We start from the raw sequence: 13,260 nt of genomic DNA, 5'->3' as shown, positions 1-13,260 counted from the left end.
CTGCGAATGTATCTATGGAAGCAATGGAAGAAAGTTCAGACTAAGTTTGTGAATCTACAAAAGCTGGGACTGGATAGGAATAGAGCTTGGCAGTATGCCAATACACGGTTAGGGTATTGGCGTGTTGCGGGAAGTGCTATTTTACAAAGGACACTAACAGACAAATACCTCGAATCTCTAGGCTATATGAACATAGCGAAGAAATACGAGGCATTTCATTTACGTTAAAATTATTGAACCGCCGTATACCGAACGGTACGTACGGTGGTGTGAGAGGTCGCTAAATAAATTAATTATTTAGCTCCTACTCGATTATTAACTGGCGTACAGAACGTATTATTTCTACTTACAATTCCAGGATACAGCCCAAACCTCTAATGTTTCTAATCAAATGCCCTTGATTGCTTAGCTTATGCCGTAACCGGTACAGCAATAAACTGATTTCATCCAGGCCGACAAGCGGGATTTCTCCCGCTGTCGTAATACGTTCCTGCCAGACAGCATTTTTGATTGTATCATAATAAACGGTTTGGTTGGCGTTGTTGTATAACAACAACAATAATTGCCACTCTTTAGGCGATAGCTGGATTAGGGAATTATTTACCAGACACTGTCGCTTGGCAATATTCATCTGCAGCTTTTTTGCATTTGCATCTGATAATAACCTAAGTGACGAAAGGTTGGTTTGGGTAAGTTCCAAAGTCTCATCGCTTAGCTCTTCATTGATAATAATGCGCAATATTGCTGCTCCCTGTGCGAGAATAATTTTGTCATTATGCTTAAGAGCGATGGGGATATCGGGAATAGCAGGCTGATTGTTGACAAAGGTACCGTGTTTACTCGCCAAGTCAGTCAACGTAGTAGCCGCCTCTTCGGTCATAAGTAGACAGTGTTTTCGAGAAATGAACTTGTTTTCGAAATCTATGTCAGGCTTTTCGCTTTTACTGGCACGGCCAAGCATAACTTGCTGGTCTAAAATCGGTATTTTGTATCCCGGCTCATAAGGAAGCCCTTTTTCTACAACAAGATAATTTCCCATAGTTATTCCTTTCTACCTGAAGGAGGCATTGCTACCGGTGAGGCCAATCTTTCCTTATTGGTTCAAAGTACGCCTAAATCCGTTAAGATACATTTTGTAATTTCCCGGGCTTTGAGTCCGTTAGCAGCATGGTCACCCTGAATGTTGGTTGCGAAGAAATATTTATTGCCGTCCTTTTCCACACAGCCGACAAACCAACCAAGGACTTCTCCGTAGGCTGTGCCGGTTTTACCTGAGAAGATAGTATCATTATTTGTCGAGAGAACAATAATTTTTCGGGTAATAGCCATATTTTCAACAGAGAAAGGCAATTCATTGTTATAAAGTTGCTTAAGTAAAGCCACTTGCTCTTGGGCGGATATTTTCAGACTAGAGCATAGCCAGAACTGATCAATGCCACCGCTAATATCTTGATTGCCATAATTTAATTTGTTGATATTGCTTTGCATGCGGTCGTTGCCAATTTCCCTGGCCAGTTCTTGATAATACCAGACTACGGAATTGGCTATTGCGGAATGCAAAGTGTGGTCACGGTTCCAAGACGGTATAGAGTATGTTTGCCCATTCCATTTCTTCAAAGTTCGAGAATCCTCTTTATCTAAGACGCCGCTTTCCAGGCCTATCAGGGAATTATAAATTTTAAAAGTGGAACAGGGGGACAATCTTTCATTGCTTTTCGGTTCATTGTAGATAGTATATTGTTGGTTATTTTCGCTGTACAGGACGAATGTTCCTGTATAACCGCTGAAGTATTTGCTTAAATCCTCGCGGTTAATCGTGTCACTAGCACTGCCTGTTGGAACAACGCTTATACAGAAGAACAGTGTGAAAACTATTGTTGTAAGGTATCGTTTCAGAAAAATCGCTCCTTCGCTCAGTATTCTTAGCCAAATGATATAGTAATAATACCATTAGCGAACAAGACGATAAATAGCCATATAATTACAAAATAGTTACAAACAGATAGAATTCAATATCTTTTCGATTGTGCCTCTTTGCCCTATATTCAAAGAAATAAAAAATTGACACTAATTACCGATACTTATATACTTTAGTGAAATAAAATAATTTTACCTTAGTGCAAACTTTGTTATATTTTAAACCAGGTAAAAACGGAGGAAAGGTTATGTATAAAGACTTTCGCAGTGATACAGTTACCCAGGCGACCCCGGATATGCGGAAAGCTATGCTTGAAGCTGTGGTTGGCGATGATATTTTGGGAGAAGATCCTACAGTTAAGCAGTTGGAAGAAGTAAGCGCGGCTATGTTTGGTAAAGAGGCGGCTGTTTTGATGGTCTCAGGAACAATGGCTAATCAAACGGCGATTATGGCATTGACGCAACTTGGTGATGAAATAATAGTAGGCGAAGAGACTCACATATACAATTTGGAAGTGGGGGCCTTGGCTGCGTTAGCTTCGGTTCAGGCTCGTCCGATTCCCAGTTACAGCGGTTGTTTCGACAGTAAGATTGTTAAAAAATTCATTCGAAACAGAGAGGTGCAATCGCCTGTAAGCAGGGTTTTATGTCTGGAAAATACATATGACTTAAATCGGGGATATCCTTTATCGCCTGCCTATCAAGCGGAAATGGCGCACCTCGCTCATGAAAACGGTATGAGTGTTTATCTTGATGGTGCTCGGATATTTAATGCGGCTGAGGCATTGCAAGTAGATGTGAAGCAATTAGCTAAAGACATTGATGCGTTGCAGTTTTGCCTGACTAAGGGATTGGCTGCTCCTTTCGGATCTTTACTTCTGGGCACAAAAGAATTTGTGGAAAAAGCCAGGTGGATTAAGCAGCGGCTTGGCGGTGGCATGCGTCAAGCCGGTCACATGGCTGCTGCCGGCATAGTTGCTTTAAAAACAATGCGGGGAAGACTTCAGGAAGATCATGCCAATGCGCTGAGAATGGCAAAAGGGTTGGCTGGTATTAATGATGGACTGGTCGATATTGAGCAAGTTAAAACGAATATTGTTCAAATTGAGTTTGAATCTGTTGGTAAAGATGCGGCATTTATTACTGAGGCGCTACTTAAGCAACAGATTAAAGTAAAACCTATTAGTCCAACTGCCTGCAGAATGATAACTCACTGGGGAATTACAGAACAAGATGTTGATTTTGCTATAGAGACAATTCGTAAGATTGTGAAATAGTGGCGGGTCGAAATCTTAGTTGGTGGCAGGTAAAAAAATAGACCTTGGAATTCATAAATAGTTATGATTCCAAGGTCTTTAGGTCGCTGTCGCATCGCAATGAACGCAAATTGTCGCATAACCGCAGTTATGAGTGAAGATGGAGCACGGGTTATTTTTCTTCTTCTTTTCCGTGTGCCATACCCCAAAGTTTGCATTCCAGAATAATTCGACTAAACCTTTTATACCATTAAAATTCAATGGGGAAAGATTATGAAATACAAGCGTAGTCATGCTTGTTTGCCCCTTTCGATGGTATATAGGTTTATTTTATTTTTTACTTAGTGGAAATATTTACTGATTCTTGGTTGCTTTGGGTTGCTCCCAGTGACAAAGTTTGTTGAAGTTTAGCTAGATCAAGTTCGTTTTCCCATTTGGAAACCACGATTGTTGCAATACCGTTGCCAATTAGATTAGTGATGGCTCTGCCTAATGACATAAAACGGTCAATTCCGAAGATAATCGCCAGACCCGCTACCGGAATTCCCGGTATCGCCGAAAGTGTTGCCGCAAGTACGATAAAGCCGCTGCCGGTTACTCCTGACGCTCCCTTGGAGGTCAATAGCAGGACGGCAAGAATCGTTAGCTGATGCATTAAAGTAAGTTCAGTGTTGGTTGCCTGAGCAACAAAAATAGCGGACATAGTTAAGTAAATGGAAGTCCCGTCAAGATTAAAAGAATATCCTGTCGGAACAACTAAGCCGACAATCGACTTCGAACAGCCAAGTTTTTCTAGCTTTTCCATCATGCGGGGAAGTACACTTTCAGAGGATGATGTGCCTAATACGATTAACAGTTCTTCTTTAATATAGGCAAGAAACTGGAGAATATTAACATTGGCCCACTTAGCGATACAACCAAGAACTACTAAGACAAAGAAGGCACAGGTGGCGTAAAAACAACCCAAGAGCTTGGCGAGCGGCCCTAGTGAGGCAATGCCGTATTTCCCGATAGTAAACGCCATTGCGCCGAAAACCCCAATTGGCGCAATTTTCATAATAATATCAACGATAATAAATAGGCTGTGAGAAATATCGCTGACCAAGTTGAATACAGTTTCTCCGCGTTTGCCCATTGCGAGCAATGCCCAGCCAAAGAGAATAGAGAACAGCAGTACCTGGAGAATATCGCCTTTGGCAAACGCATCAACAACGCTTGTCGGAATTATGTTCATGAAGAAGTCCACCGTGCTTTGCGCTTTAGCGGCTGTCGTATAAGCAGCAATTGCTTTCGTATCGAGCTTGGTGACATCAATATTCATGCCAGTCCCGGGTTGTAACCAGTTTACCAGGAATAGTCCTATTATTAGAGCGAAAGTTGTAACTGCCTCAAAATAAAGTAAGGCCTTTGCTCCTACCCGACCTACTTTTTTGATATCGTCCATCCCGGCAATGCCAGTAACAATGGTGCAAAAAATAATCGGGGCAATAATCATCTTGATGAGTTTAATAAATCCGTCGCCTAAGGGTTTCATGCTTTCGCCAAGGCTGGGATAGAAATGCCCTAAGGCTATGCCGACGATAATTGCAAGGAATACTTGGGTATGTAGGGATTTAAAAAACGAGGTCTTCATGCGCATCTTCCTTTCATCACTATTAAATTTTCAAGTTTATTACAATATTAGTTACATGTTACAGTCACCCCCGGATTTTAATTCCAGAAATTAATGAAGTGTAAAGAAAGTATCTGGTAAAAAGACAATACCACAAAGTTGGGAAAATGGAAACAGGTATTAAGGTTTTTATAAAAAATTTGATTCAAAACAACAAGATAGCGGCTAGAATTGCTTAGGGAAATAGGGTACAATAGCTTCATTGACACGCAAATAGGGGGGCTCAGACATGCGTATTACCAAGGCTATTAAGCAGGAGATGCTTGATATTTTAGAAAAACATTACAAAAACACGACTACAGCGTTAAACTACTCGACACCGTTTGAACTTTTGATTGCTGTTGTTTTATCGGCTCAATGTACAGATATAAGAGTGAATATTATTACAGCCAGAATGTTTCCTAAGTATAATACACCTGAGCAATTCCTTGCATTAGGACAACCCGGTTTAGAACAAGAAATTCGGGATTGTGGCTTATTCCGAAGTAAGGCAAAAAATATTATTGCTACCTGCGAGATTTTATGCCAAGAATATGGGGGACAGGTTCCTAACCGCTTTGAAGACTTAGTAAAATTACCAGGCGTGGGTCGAAAAACGGCCAATGTTTTGCTAAGCCAATTATTTGGTGTTCCTGCAATCGCTGTAGATACTCATGTCTTCCGGGTAGCCAATCGGCTTAACTTAGCGATAGGCGATACGCCTTTAGCTGTGGAACAAGGTCTTATGAAGGCAATTGCCAAGGAAAAATGGAGTGATGCCCATCACTGGCTAATTTGGCACGGGCGTAAAGTTTGTAAAGCAACTAACCCCGCTTGTAATATATGCCCTCTAAATAATTTATGTCCAAGCAGCAAAAATTAATAAAAACGATTCTTGTATGTTTATAGCAATAGATGTATAATAATTCATAAACTGGAGGATAAATTATGATTTTTCGGAAAGCAAAGTTTAGTGATGTGGAAGATATCCTCAAAATAATTAACGATTATGCTGAAAAAGGACTTATGTTAGCCAGGTCGCGCAATGTGCTGTATGAAGGTTTGCGGGAATTCATATTAGCGGAAGAAGACGGCAAGATAATAGGGGTAGCTGCTTTGCATTTGGTATGGAACGAGCTTGCCGAAATCAGGGCGTTAGCAGTTGAGCCGAATAAAATCAAGAGCGGTATCGGGCGCCGGATAGTAGATATGCTGACTGAAGAAGCCCGGGAACTTGGCGTCAAAACTTTATTTGCCTTAACTTATCAGCCCGGTTTTTTCGCCAAGCTTGATTTTAAAGAAGTACCAAAAGAAAGCGTACCCCATAAGATGTGGAAGGAATGTATCAACTGTCCCAAGTTTCCTAATTGTGATGAGATTGCTATGGTTAAAGAACTATAAGCACAAAAAGCGTCTGTGCCAGAATGCTGGCACAGACGCTTTTACTATTTACGGTGTTGCGTTTTACAATTCAATAGTTTGTCCGGGAATCATAATATGTACAGGAATATTTATTGATTCTACTTTTTCTTTAAAGGCTTCAGGGGATTGGGCAATAACCGGCCAGGTGTTATAATGCATGGGAACTACAGCTTTTGGCTGTAGCATCTTAACTGCTTCTACTGCATCATCAGGTCCCATGGTGAAGTTATCGCCAATTGGCAGTAACGCATAATCAATTTTCTCCAGACGCCCCAAAAGCGCCATATCGCCAAATAGCGCAGTATCGCCGGCAAAGTATACGGTTTTGCCGAAAAAGTTAACAATGAACCCGGCAGCGTGTCCGCCGGGAACGCCTGCACCGTGAAAAGCGGGCGTGACCCTGACATAGCCGAAATCAAATTTCTGCTTACCACCTAAATGCATTTTGGCAGTTTCACAGTTGTGTTCACCCACTAGGGAAGCTATCTCGGCAGTCGCAATTACTGTAGCGCCGGTACGTTTGGCAATAACTATCGTATCGCCGAGATGGTCAAAATGGCCATGACTGACTAAAATATAACTACAGTCAATTTTGTCAGCAGTCGCTGGGTTAACCGGATTGTCGGTAAAAAAGGGGTCGAATAATAAGGTTGTGTTTTCGTTTCGTAAAGTAAAGCAAGCATGTCCGTAAAAGGTCAAAGTTGCCATAGTACACCTCCGATTGAATAGTAATATATAGTGTTTTTAGCAGAAACCAAATAAATTCCTGCAAACAATAAAAAGTTTTATCATAAGAAATTGGCGGAAGGTTAAATACTTATGATGGAGAATTAAAAAAATAATCAATATTCAGCCTGTTGTAAAAGGAGCGACAACATGATTCCAGTAATATCTGTAGTAGGGCGGTCCAATAGCGGAAAAACCACCTATCTGGAAAAATTAATAGCGGAATTTAAGCAACGCGGTTATAAAGTAGCTGTTATTAAACATCACCATGACGATTTCACTATAGATAAGCCTGGAAAAGATACGTGGCGGCATGCACAGGCCGGGGCCGACATAGTTTATTTAGCCTCTCCATATAAAGTGGCTATGATTAGGAAGACTGACCAAGAACTGACGCTTGAGCAAATAATCAATTCGATAGACAATGTCGATATAATTTTTACCGAAGGGTATAAAAAGGAATCGAAACCGAAAATCGAAGTATACCGCCAGGCGGCAGGGAATGAGCCATTGGGTTCAAAGCCGGAGCTTCTTGCGGTTGTAGCAGATGCTAAACTTTATGAATCGGTACCTCATTTTGAACTTGATAATCCAATCGAGATGACTGATTTTCTTGAAAGAGAGCTATTAAATAAAGAAACCGCAAAGGACTGATTATTATGTACGATTGTCACAACAGACAGATTAACTATTTGCGGGTTTCAGTTACAGACCGTTGTAACTTTCGCTGCGCATACTGCATGCCGGAACAGGGAGTAAAGCTGCTGACGCACAACGAGATACTGTCCTATGAAGAACTGCTGCGGGTAATACGAATTGTCAGCAGGCGAGGTGTATCAAAAATTCGTCTTACCGGCGGCGAGCCACTTGTGCGTAAGGGAATTGTCCGGTTTGTCCAGAGTATCTCGGAGCTAGAAGGCATAACCGATTTGTCGATGACGACCAATGCCAGCTTACTTGCCGGTATGGCGGACAAGCTTAAGGCTGCCGGATTAACACGAGTAAATATCAGTATGGACACAATTGTTCCGGAGCGGTTCAGGCAAATTACCCGTGGCGGAAATATTGCTGATACGCTAAACGGAATAGATGCGGCTTTAGCTGCAGGATTAACGCCGGTAAAACTCAATGTTGTTCTTACTGATATAATTACTGATCGCGATTTAGTCTATTTTGTTGACTTGGTACATCGCGAACAAATATCTGTGCGTTTTATCGAATATATGCCGATAGGCGATAATCAAGTTGGAGCAGGTCCGAGTATTGAAGAAATTAAAGCAAAGATAAACTCTTTAGGCAAGGGTACATTAAAACCTGTGCTTGATATCTATGGAAATGGCCCGGCGAAATATTTTAGTTTACCCAAGGCTCAAGGTTCTTTTGGCTTTATTACGCCGATGTCCGAACATTTTTGTGGTATGTGCAACCGCCTTCGTTTAACTGCCGATGGTAAATTTAAACCGTGTCTTTTGTCTAACCAGGAAATTGACGTTCGGTCTGCACTCAGAAACGGCGCTACCGATGAGCAAATTGCAGAGTTGTTCTACAGTGCTATTGCCGAAAAGCCACAAGGGCATACATTAGCCAAGTCTCAGCCGGACAAAAGGTTTTTTAGGAAGATGTCACAAATTGGCGGCTAGATTAGGAAGGAGATACATTAATGGAACTCACACATTTTAATCATTCAGGCAAAGCCCGCATGGTTGACGTTACTGTTAAAGATGAGACCAAGAGGGAGGCTGTGGCCGAAGGCCGGATTACAATGAAGCCTGCCACGCTCGAATTAATCAAACAAGGAGCAATGGGTAAGGGCGATGTATTAGGCGTCGCTCAGGTAGCCGGGATCATGGGTGCCAAACGTACCTGGGATGTAATCCCCATGTGTCATCCCCTGCTTTTAACCGGCGTCAATTTGGAATTTACCATTGATGATGCAGTAAACGCAATTGATATAAAAGCCATTGTTAAGACTACCGGGAAAACCGGCGTCGAGATGGAGGCATTAACTGCTGTTTCAGTGGCTGCCTTAACTATTTATGATATGTGCAAAGCAGTAGATAAAGGTATGACAATCGAGTACGTACGGCTGATGACGAAGTCAGGCGGTAAAAGCGGCAATTATATTAGGGAGGATAAATAAATGCAAGGAAAAATTGTAGCAGTTTGTACCAGTAAAAACAAAGGTGAACGCAAAAAAAATGTTGGACAGGCTAATTTGCTAGTCGGACTTGGGCTTGAAGGCGACGCTCATGCTGGTTTTCAACATCGCCAAGTAAGCCTATTGGCTTTAGAAAGTATTGAAAAAATGCGTAAAATGGGTTTGGATGTTAATCCTGGCGATTTTGCTGAAAACATAACAACCGAGGGGCTGAATCTACCGGCTTTGCCGATTGGTACAAAGCTTAGAATTGGTGAGACTTTGCTTGAGGTCAGTCAAATCGGTAAAGAATGCCATACCCGCTGCAATATTTACTATCAGGCGGGTGACTGTGTTATGCCTAAGGAAGGCATATTCGCTATTGTTGTAACAGGTGGTAAGGTAGCAACCGGCGATACAATCGAGGTGATTGAAAGTGTTTAGCATAGGCATTATTACAGCCAGCGACAAGGGATCGCGTGGTGAGCGTGAAGACTTAAGCGGCAAGGTAATTGCCGAGATGCTGGCTGAGTTTGGCGAAGTAAAACATTATGTCGTTGTTCCTGACGAGCGGGAAGCACTCTGTGAAGCTATGATTAATATGGCTGATAATTTGAAGATAGATCTTATTCTTACAACTGGCGGAACCGGTTTGGGACCACGGGATGTTACACCGGAAGCTACCCTGGATGTTATTGACCGTCAAGTACCAGGTATTCCGGAAGTTATGCGAGCTAAGTCACTGGAAAAAACTTCTCGGGCCATGTTATCTCGTGCGGTGGCCGGCCTTCGCGGACGAACCTTAATAATCAATCTTCCTGGTAGTCCCAAAGGGGTGCGGGAATGTCTAGAATTTATTTTACCGGCACTGGGGCACGGTTTAGAGATTATGAAGGGTGAAGCCGGCGAGTGTGCAAGATAACCTAAAGCTCAATAGAGGCTTGTTTAGTCCGTATTACACCAGGTACTTTTTCCAGCTGATCTAACAGCGAAAAAAGTGCCTGGTCTTTATTTTTTGCTTCAATCATGACATCAAAGTCTTGTCCAAATTCTTTTACGAGGAGATCCCTCGGTGATATTGATGGCAATAGCTAGATAGCCAGACCTTACGCGCATGGCCGTAATCTCTTTTGCGCAATCTTTTTTCTAGCAGCATATAGGTTAGCAGTTGCAATTATTAACTGCTTCGTGATAGGAAGGGGATTACACTGGAGGCGGCGAATTGAAGAGTTATTCCGCACTAAAGTGACATATACTAGAGAAAATCATATAAGAATGCGGATTGTTTTTTGCAAAAGATGCAGCAAATGCGTACATTTGTAGTATTAAAAACTACTAAGTGGTACGAAACTAATGTTCTAGGAGTGAGAGTTTTTGTCCAAACCCATCTATGTAATTGGTCATCGTAATCCGGATACAGATTCAATTTGTTCGGCCATTGCTTATGCCCATCTGAAAAATGCGTTAGGTGAATATGTAGTCCCGGCGCGTGCCGGAAAAATAAACCCTGAAACCAAGTATGTTCTGGATTCTTTCGGTATTCAGCCACCGCAGCTTATCCTTGATATATATCCGCGGGCTAAAGATGTAATGCATGAAGAGATGATCACCATTCATCCCTGGAATACGTTAAGAAGACTTGGCCAACTTATTAAGCAGCATAATGTTAAGTCAATTCCGGTTGTAGAGGAAGATGGCAGCTTAGTTGGTATTGTTACCGTCGGCGATTTGGCCGAGCGCTATGTCAATGAGTTAGGTATGCAGGATTTGCGGGAAACCGGCGTTGACTATGCCGGAATTCTCCGGTGCCTCAATGGTACGCTGATATGCGGCGGTGATCTAGGTGAACGGATTGAAGGCCGGGTAAAAATAGCTGCTTCCCGCACGCAAACTATGGCAAAGGTCATCAGACCCGGCGATATTGTTTTGGTTGGCAACCGGACAAATGTGCAATTAACTTGTATTGAAGTTGGCGTTGCCTGCCTTATTATTACCGGCGATTTTTCCGTAGCGGCTGAGGTAGAAGCGGCTGCCAGACAGGCAGGCACTTATATAATTAGAGTACCTCATGACACATATACCTGTGGACGATTGATCAACCAGAGTATTCCGGTAAGAAGAGTTATGAAGACAAACGTTACTTCATTTGCTCCGGATGATCTGGTGTCAGACATAAAAAGTACTATTATCCGGACAGGTTACCGCAATTATCCTGTCGTTCAAGATGGTAAGTTAGTAGGTCTGATTGACCGTAACCGTTTGATTGTACCTGACCGGGATCAGATTATTTTAGTTGATCATAACGAACGTTCCCAGGCAGTTGATGGTATTGAAGAAGCTAAAATTGTTGAGATTGTTGACCATCACCGGCTAGGCGGCTTAGAAACCAGTGAGCCGATTTTTATAAGACATGAACCGGTTGGATCTACAGCTACAATTGTTGCTAATATGCATTGGCACCGGAATGTAGAAATACCCCAAAATATTGCTGGACTATTGTTATCGGCAATAATTTCAGATACAGTACTGTTTAAATCCCCGACTTCAACCCAAAAGGACAGGGATACTGCTCAAAAATTGGCACAAATCGCTGACCTGGCTATTCAGCAATATGGTATGGACATGCTGAAAGCAGGTTCCGTTATTGACAAATTAACTCCAAGTGATATTGTTTTGACCGATTTGAAAGAGTTTCAGATTGGCGACTATACTGTGGCTATCAGTCAAATTTCAGTCATGGATCCGGAAGCGGTGTTGAAACTGCAAGACCAGCTTAAGGCGGCCCTTCAGGCCGTTTGTCAAAAAGAGCAATACAGTATGGGAATATTGCTTGTCACCGGTATTATGGATGAGTCTACCTACCTTTTATATTATGGTCAACCATCCGGATTAATTTCCGCTGCTTTTGGCGAGGGACGGCCCGATGGAACTTGGTATTTACCAGGAGTTATGTCTCGGAAAAAGCAGGTAGTTCCACCGCTGATTGACGCTGTCCGTCGCTTATAATCTAAATAAATACTGATGCTATTCGGCAATCATGATATAATTATGCCATAATATCCAACTTCGAAAGGAAATGTGATAGAATGGCTACTTATATAACTAGCGGCGTTTGCACGACAAAAATCGAATTTACCGTAGAAAATGGTATCGTAAAAAATGTGGAGTTTAAATCAGGTTGTCCTGGTAATTTGCAGGGTGTTGGACGCTTGGCCGAAGGTATGAAAGTAGAAGATGTTATTAATAAGCTTAAAGGAATAAGATGCGGCGATAAAAGTACATCTTGCCCAGATCAATTCGCCAGAGCGCTGGAAGAATATAAGGGTTAATAGAGTGAAGTTGTTTTAACGTGCTGAGATGGCTGCTCAAAGTTAGAGCAGTTTGTGAGGATAAGGAGCAATTCATATGTACTGTATATACTGCGGGGTAAAGCTGCCAGCTGAAGCTAAATTCTGTCATAGCTGCGGTAAAGCCCAGCCAGAAACAGCCATGACCATGAACGACGAAAAAGCAGCTCAGGAAGAGCTTGTTTGTGAGATTATTTATCAAACAATTGGTGAAAAGTGGGGAATCTTTCCCAAGGACATTGGCGAATTTCAAGCACGGCTTGTCAGTGCAGACGGAATAAAAGACAATGATGCGGCAGATAATATTGTAAATAAGTCACCCAAAATTGAAATTATGTCATGTTCATTTAAGCCTGATCCTAAAAATAAAAAGCACGTTAAGGCGTTAGAAGCTTTAGTTCAAGAACTGACAAATGATGGTTGGGTGCAGCAGAGTCAAATGGGAACCGAATGGTATAATTTCACTTTAAAGAAAGCCATTAAATAGATTAATTTTTGTTGACAGTACTCCAGTTATTTGATATAGTCAACAGCAATAGTATAATTCAAATGCAATGAGCGGGAGAAGTAAATTGGCGGCGCTATTAGCAGAGAGCCGGGGGTTGGTGCGACCCGGTAGGCGTGCTTAATGAAATACACCCGTGAGCAGCAGGTCGAACATGATACAAGTAGACTGCGCCGGAGCGCCACCGTTATTAGAGGCTAGGGTATCGGATTTCCTGTACCTGATGTAAGCGGCTTGCTATTTTTTAAGCAAGCAGGGTGGTACCGCGAGATAAGTCTCGTCCCTGTATAGGGATGGGG

General features: G+C 42.2%; 16 protein-coding genes and 1 other annotated feature. Of the genes, 12 read left to right on the top strand and 4 right to left on the bottom strand.

Features of this window, described 5'->3' with window-relative positions; all coding sequences use genetic code 11:
- The first annotated feature begins 6 nt into the window (after positions 1-6).
- Positions 7-228: a hypothetical protein gene (locus SRRS_RS14480; RefSeq protein WP_371361517.1), complete on the top strand. Its 222-nt coding sequence runs from the start codon at positions 7-9 to the stop codon at positions 226-228.
- A 118-nt stretch (positions 229-346) separates the two neighbouring features.
- Here the strand turns inward: SRRS_RS14480 and SRRS_RS14475 are convergent, their stop codons facing one another.
- Positions 347-1,039, bottom strand: a complete 693-nt coding sequence (locus SRRS_RS14475; protein ID WP_371361515.1) for an FHA domain-containing protein — start codon at positions 1,037-1,039, stop codon at positions 347-349.
- Positions 1,040-1,101: 62 nt separating this feature from the next.
- Positions 1,102-1,815 (bottom strand): class D beta-lactamase, encoded by a 714-nt coding sequence (gene blaOXA / locus SRRS_RS14470; protein WP_371369834.1) that lies wholly within the window; start codon positions 1,813-1,815, stop codon positions 1,102-1,104.
- A 350-nt stretch (positions 1,816-2,165) separates the two neighbouring features.
- Here blaOXA and SRRS_RS14465 point away from each other — a divergent pair, with 350 nt between their 5' ends.
- Positions 2,166-3,194, top strand: a complete 1,029-nt coding sequence (locus tag SRRS_RS14465; protein ID WP_371361513.1) for a low specificity L-threonine aldolase — start codon at positions 2,166-2,168, stop codon at positions 3,192-3,194.
- 316 nt (positions 3,195-3,510) lie between these two features.
- On the opposite strand, the gene SRRS_RS14460 is transcribed toward SRRS_RS14465, so the two are convergent.
- Positions 3,511-4,806 carry a dicarboxylate/amino acid:cation symporter gene (locus SRRS_RS14460; protein WP_371361512.1) on the bottom strand — a complete coding sequence of 432 codons (1,296 nt, stop codon included), beginning with the start codon at positions 4,804-4,806 and terminating at the stop codon, positions 3,511-3,513.
- A 268-nt stretch (positions 4,807-5,074) separates the two neighbouring features.
- Here SRRS_RS14460 and nth point away from each other — a divergent pair, with 268 nt between their 5' ends.
- Together nth and SRRS_RS14450 are read left to right on the top strand one after the other, a co-directional pair.
- Positions 5,075-5,707 carry an endonuclease III gene (gene nth, locus SRRS_RS14455; protein ID WP_371361510.1) on the top strand — a complete coding sequence of 211 codons (633 nt, stop codon included), beginning with the start codon at positions 5,075-5,077 and terminating at the stop codon, positions 5,705-5,707.
- A 65-nt stretch (positions 5,708-5,772) separates the two neighbouring features.
- Positions 5,773-6,225, top strand: a complete 453-nt coding sequence (locus SRRS_RS14450) for an N-acetyltransferase (RefSeq protein ID WP_371361509.1) — start codon at positions 5,773-5,775, stop codon at positions 6,223-6,225.
- Between the two features lie 63 nt (positions 6,226-6,288).
- Here the strand turns inward: SRRS_RS14450 and SRRS_RS14445 are convergent, their stop codons facing one another.
- A complete protein-coding gene (locus tag SRRS_RS14445) occupies positions 6,289-6,954 on the bottom strand; it encodes a metal-dependent hydrolase (RefSeq protein ID WP_371361508.1) in 666 nt (221 codons plus the stop codon).
- A 168-nt stretch (positions 6,955-7,122) separates the two neighbouring features.
- Between SRRS_RS14445 and mobB the strand changes: the two genes are divergently transcribed.
- From mobB to SRRS_RS14405, 8 genes are all read left to right on the top strand, one after another.
- Complete coding sequence (gene mobB, locus SRRS_RS14440; protein WP_371361507.1) at positions 7,123-7,626, top strand: molybdopterin-guanine dinucleotide biosynthesis protein B; 504 nt, start codon at positions 7,123-7,125, stop codon at positions 7,624-7,626.
- Positions 7,627-7,631: 5 nt separating this feature from the next.
- The gene (gene moaA / locus SRRS_RS14435; RefSeq protein WP_371361506.1) at positions 7,632-8,612 is read left to right on the top strand and encodes a GTP 3',8-cyclase MoaA; all 981 of its coding nucleotides are present in this window, start codon (positions 7,632-7,634) and stop codon (positions 8,610-8,612) included.
- Between the two features lie 20 nt (positions 8,613-8,632).
- Positions 8,633-9,112, top strand: coding sequence for a cyclic pyranopterin monophosphate synthase MoaC (gene moaC, locus SRRS_RS14430; RefSeq protein WP_371361505.1), 480 nt, complete (start codon positions 8,633-8,635; stop codon positions 9,110-9,112).
- Positions 9,113-9,553 (top strand): MOSC domain-containing protein, encoded by a 441-nt coding sequence (locus SRRS_RS14425; protein WP_371361503.1) that lies wholly within the window; start codon positions 9,113-9,115, stop codon positions 9,551-9,553. It begins immediately after the preceding gene.
- Positions 9,546-10,031, top strand: a complete 486-nt coding sequence (locus tag SRRS_RS14420) for a molybdenum cofactor biosynthesis protein B (protein WP_371361501.1) — start codon at positions 9,546-9,548, stop codon at positions 10,029-10,031. Before SRRS_RS14425 ends, SRRS_RS14420 begins: the two co-directional genes overlap by 8 nt.
- A gap of 452 nt (positions 10,032-10,483) precedes the next feature.
- Positions 10,484-12,115, top strand: a complete 1,632-nt coding sequence (locus SRRS_RS14415; RefSeq protein ID WP_371361499.1) for a putative manganese-dependent inorganic diphosphatase — start codon at positions 10,484-10,486, stop codon at positions 12,113-12,115.
- 80 nt (positions 12,116-12,195) lie between these two features.
- Positions 12,196-12,438 (top strand): TIGR03905 family TSCPD domain-containing protein, encoded by a 243-nt coding sequence (locus SRRS_RS14410; RefSeq protein WP_371361497.1) that lies wholly within the window; start codon positions 12,196-12,198, stop codon positions 12,436-12,438.
- Positions 12,439-12,514: 76 nt separating this feature from the next.
- Positions 12,515-12,943 (top strand): zinc ribbon domain-containing protein, encoded by a 429-nt coding sequence (locus tag SRRS_RS14405; RefSeq protein WP_371361495.1) that lies wholly within the window; start codon positions 12,515-12,517, stop codon positions 12,941-12,943.
- Positions 12,944-13,001: 58 nt separating this feature from the next.
- Positions 13,002-13,249: a binding site (T-box leader), on the top strand.
- The last annotated feature ends 11 nt before the right edge of the window (positions 13,250-13,260 follow it).

The sequence above is a fragment of the Sporomusa rhizae genome (genome assembly GCF_041428845.1).
Taxonomy (GTDB): domain Bacteria; phylum Bacillota; class Negativicutes; order Sporomusales; family Sporomusaceae; genus Sporomusa; species Sporomusa rhizae.
The sequence above is the reverse complement of the archived record's forward strand: the minus strand, read 5'-3'. Positions and strand labels throughout refer to the sequence as shown.

Coding starts and splice junctions, on each gene's coding strand:
- SRRS_RS14460 (WP_371361512.1), bottom strand. CDS start 4,806: ATGAAGACCTCGTTTTTTAAATCCCTACATACCCAAGTATTCCTTGCA.
- SRRS_RS14410 (WP_371361497.1), top strand. CDS start 12,196: ATGGCTACTTATATAACTAGCGGCGTTTGCACGACAAAAATCGAATTT.
- moaC (WP_371361505.1), top strand. CDS start 8,633: ATGGAACTCACACATTTTAATCATTCAGGCAAAGCCCGCATGGTTGAC.
- SRRS_RS14425 (WP_371361503.1), top strand. CDS start 9,113: ATGCAAGGAAAAATTGTAGCAGTTTGTACCAGTAAAAACAAAGGTGAA.
- SRRS_RS14450 (WP_371361509.1), top strand. CDS start 5,773: ATGATTTTTCGGAAAGCAAAGTTTAGTGATGTGGAAGATATCCTCAAA.
- SRRS_RS14405 (WP_371361495.1), top strand. CDS start 12,515: ATGTACTGTATATACTGCGGGGTAAAGCTGCCAGCTGAAGCTAAATTC.
- SRRS_RS14445 (WP_371361508.1), bottom strand. CDS start 6,954: ATGGCAACTTTGACCTTTTACGGACATGCTTGCTTTACTTTACGAAAC.
- nth (WP_371361510.1), top strand. CDS start 5,075: ATGCGTATTACCAAGGCTATTAAGCAGGAGATGCTTGATATTTTAGAA.
- SRRS_RS14475 (WP_371361515.1), bottom strand. CDS start 1,039: ATGGGAAATTATCTTGTTGTAGAAAAAGGGCTTCCTTATGAGCCGGGA.
- moaA (WP_371361506.1), top strand. CDS start 7,632: ATGTACGATTGTCACAACAGACAGATTAACTATTTGCGGGTTTCAGTT.
- mobB (WP_371361507.1), top strand. CDS start 7,123: ATGATTCCAGTAATATCTGTAGTAGGGCGGTCCAATAGCGGAAAAACC.
- SRRS_RS14465 (WP_371361513.1), top strand. CDS start 2,166: ATGTATAAAGACTTTCGCAGTGATACAGTTACCCAGGCGACCCCGGAT.
- SRRS_RS14480 (WP_371361517.1), top strand. CDS start 7: ATGTATCTATGGAAGCAATGGAAGAAAGTTCAGACTAAGTTTGTGAAT.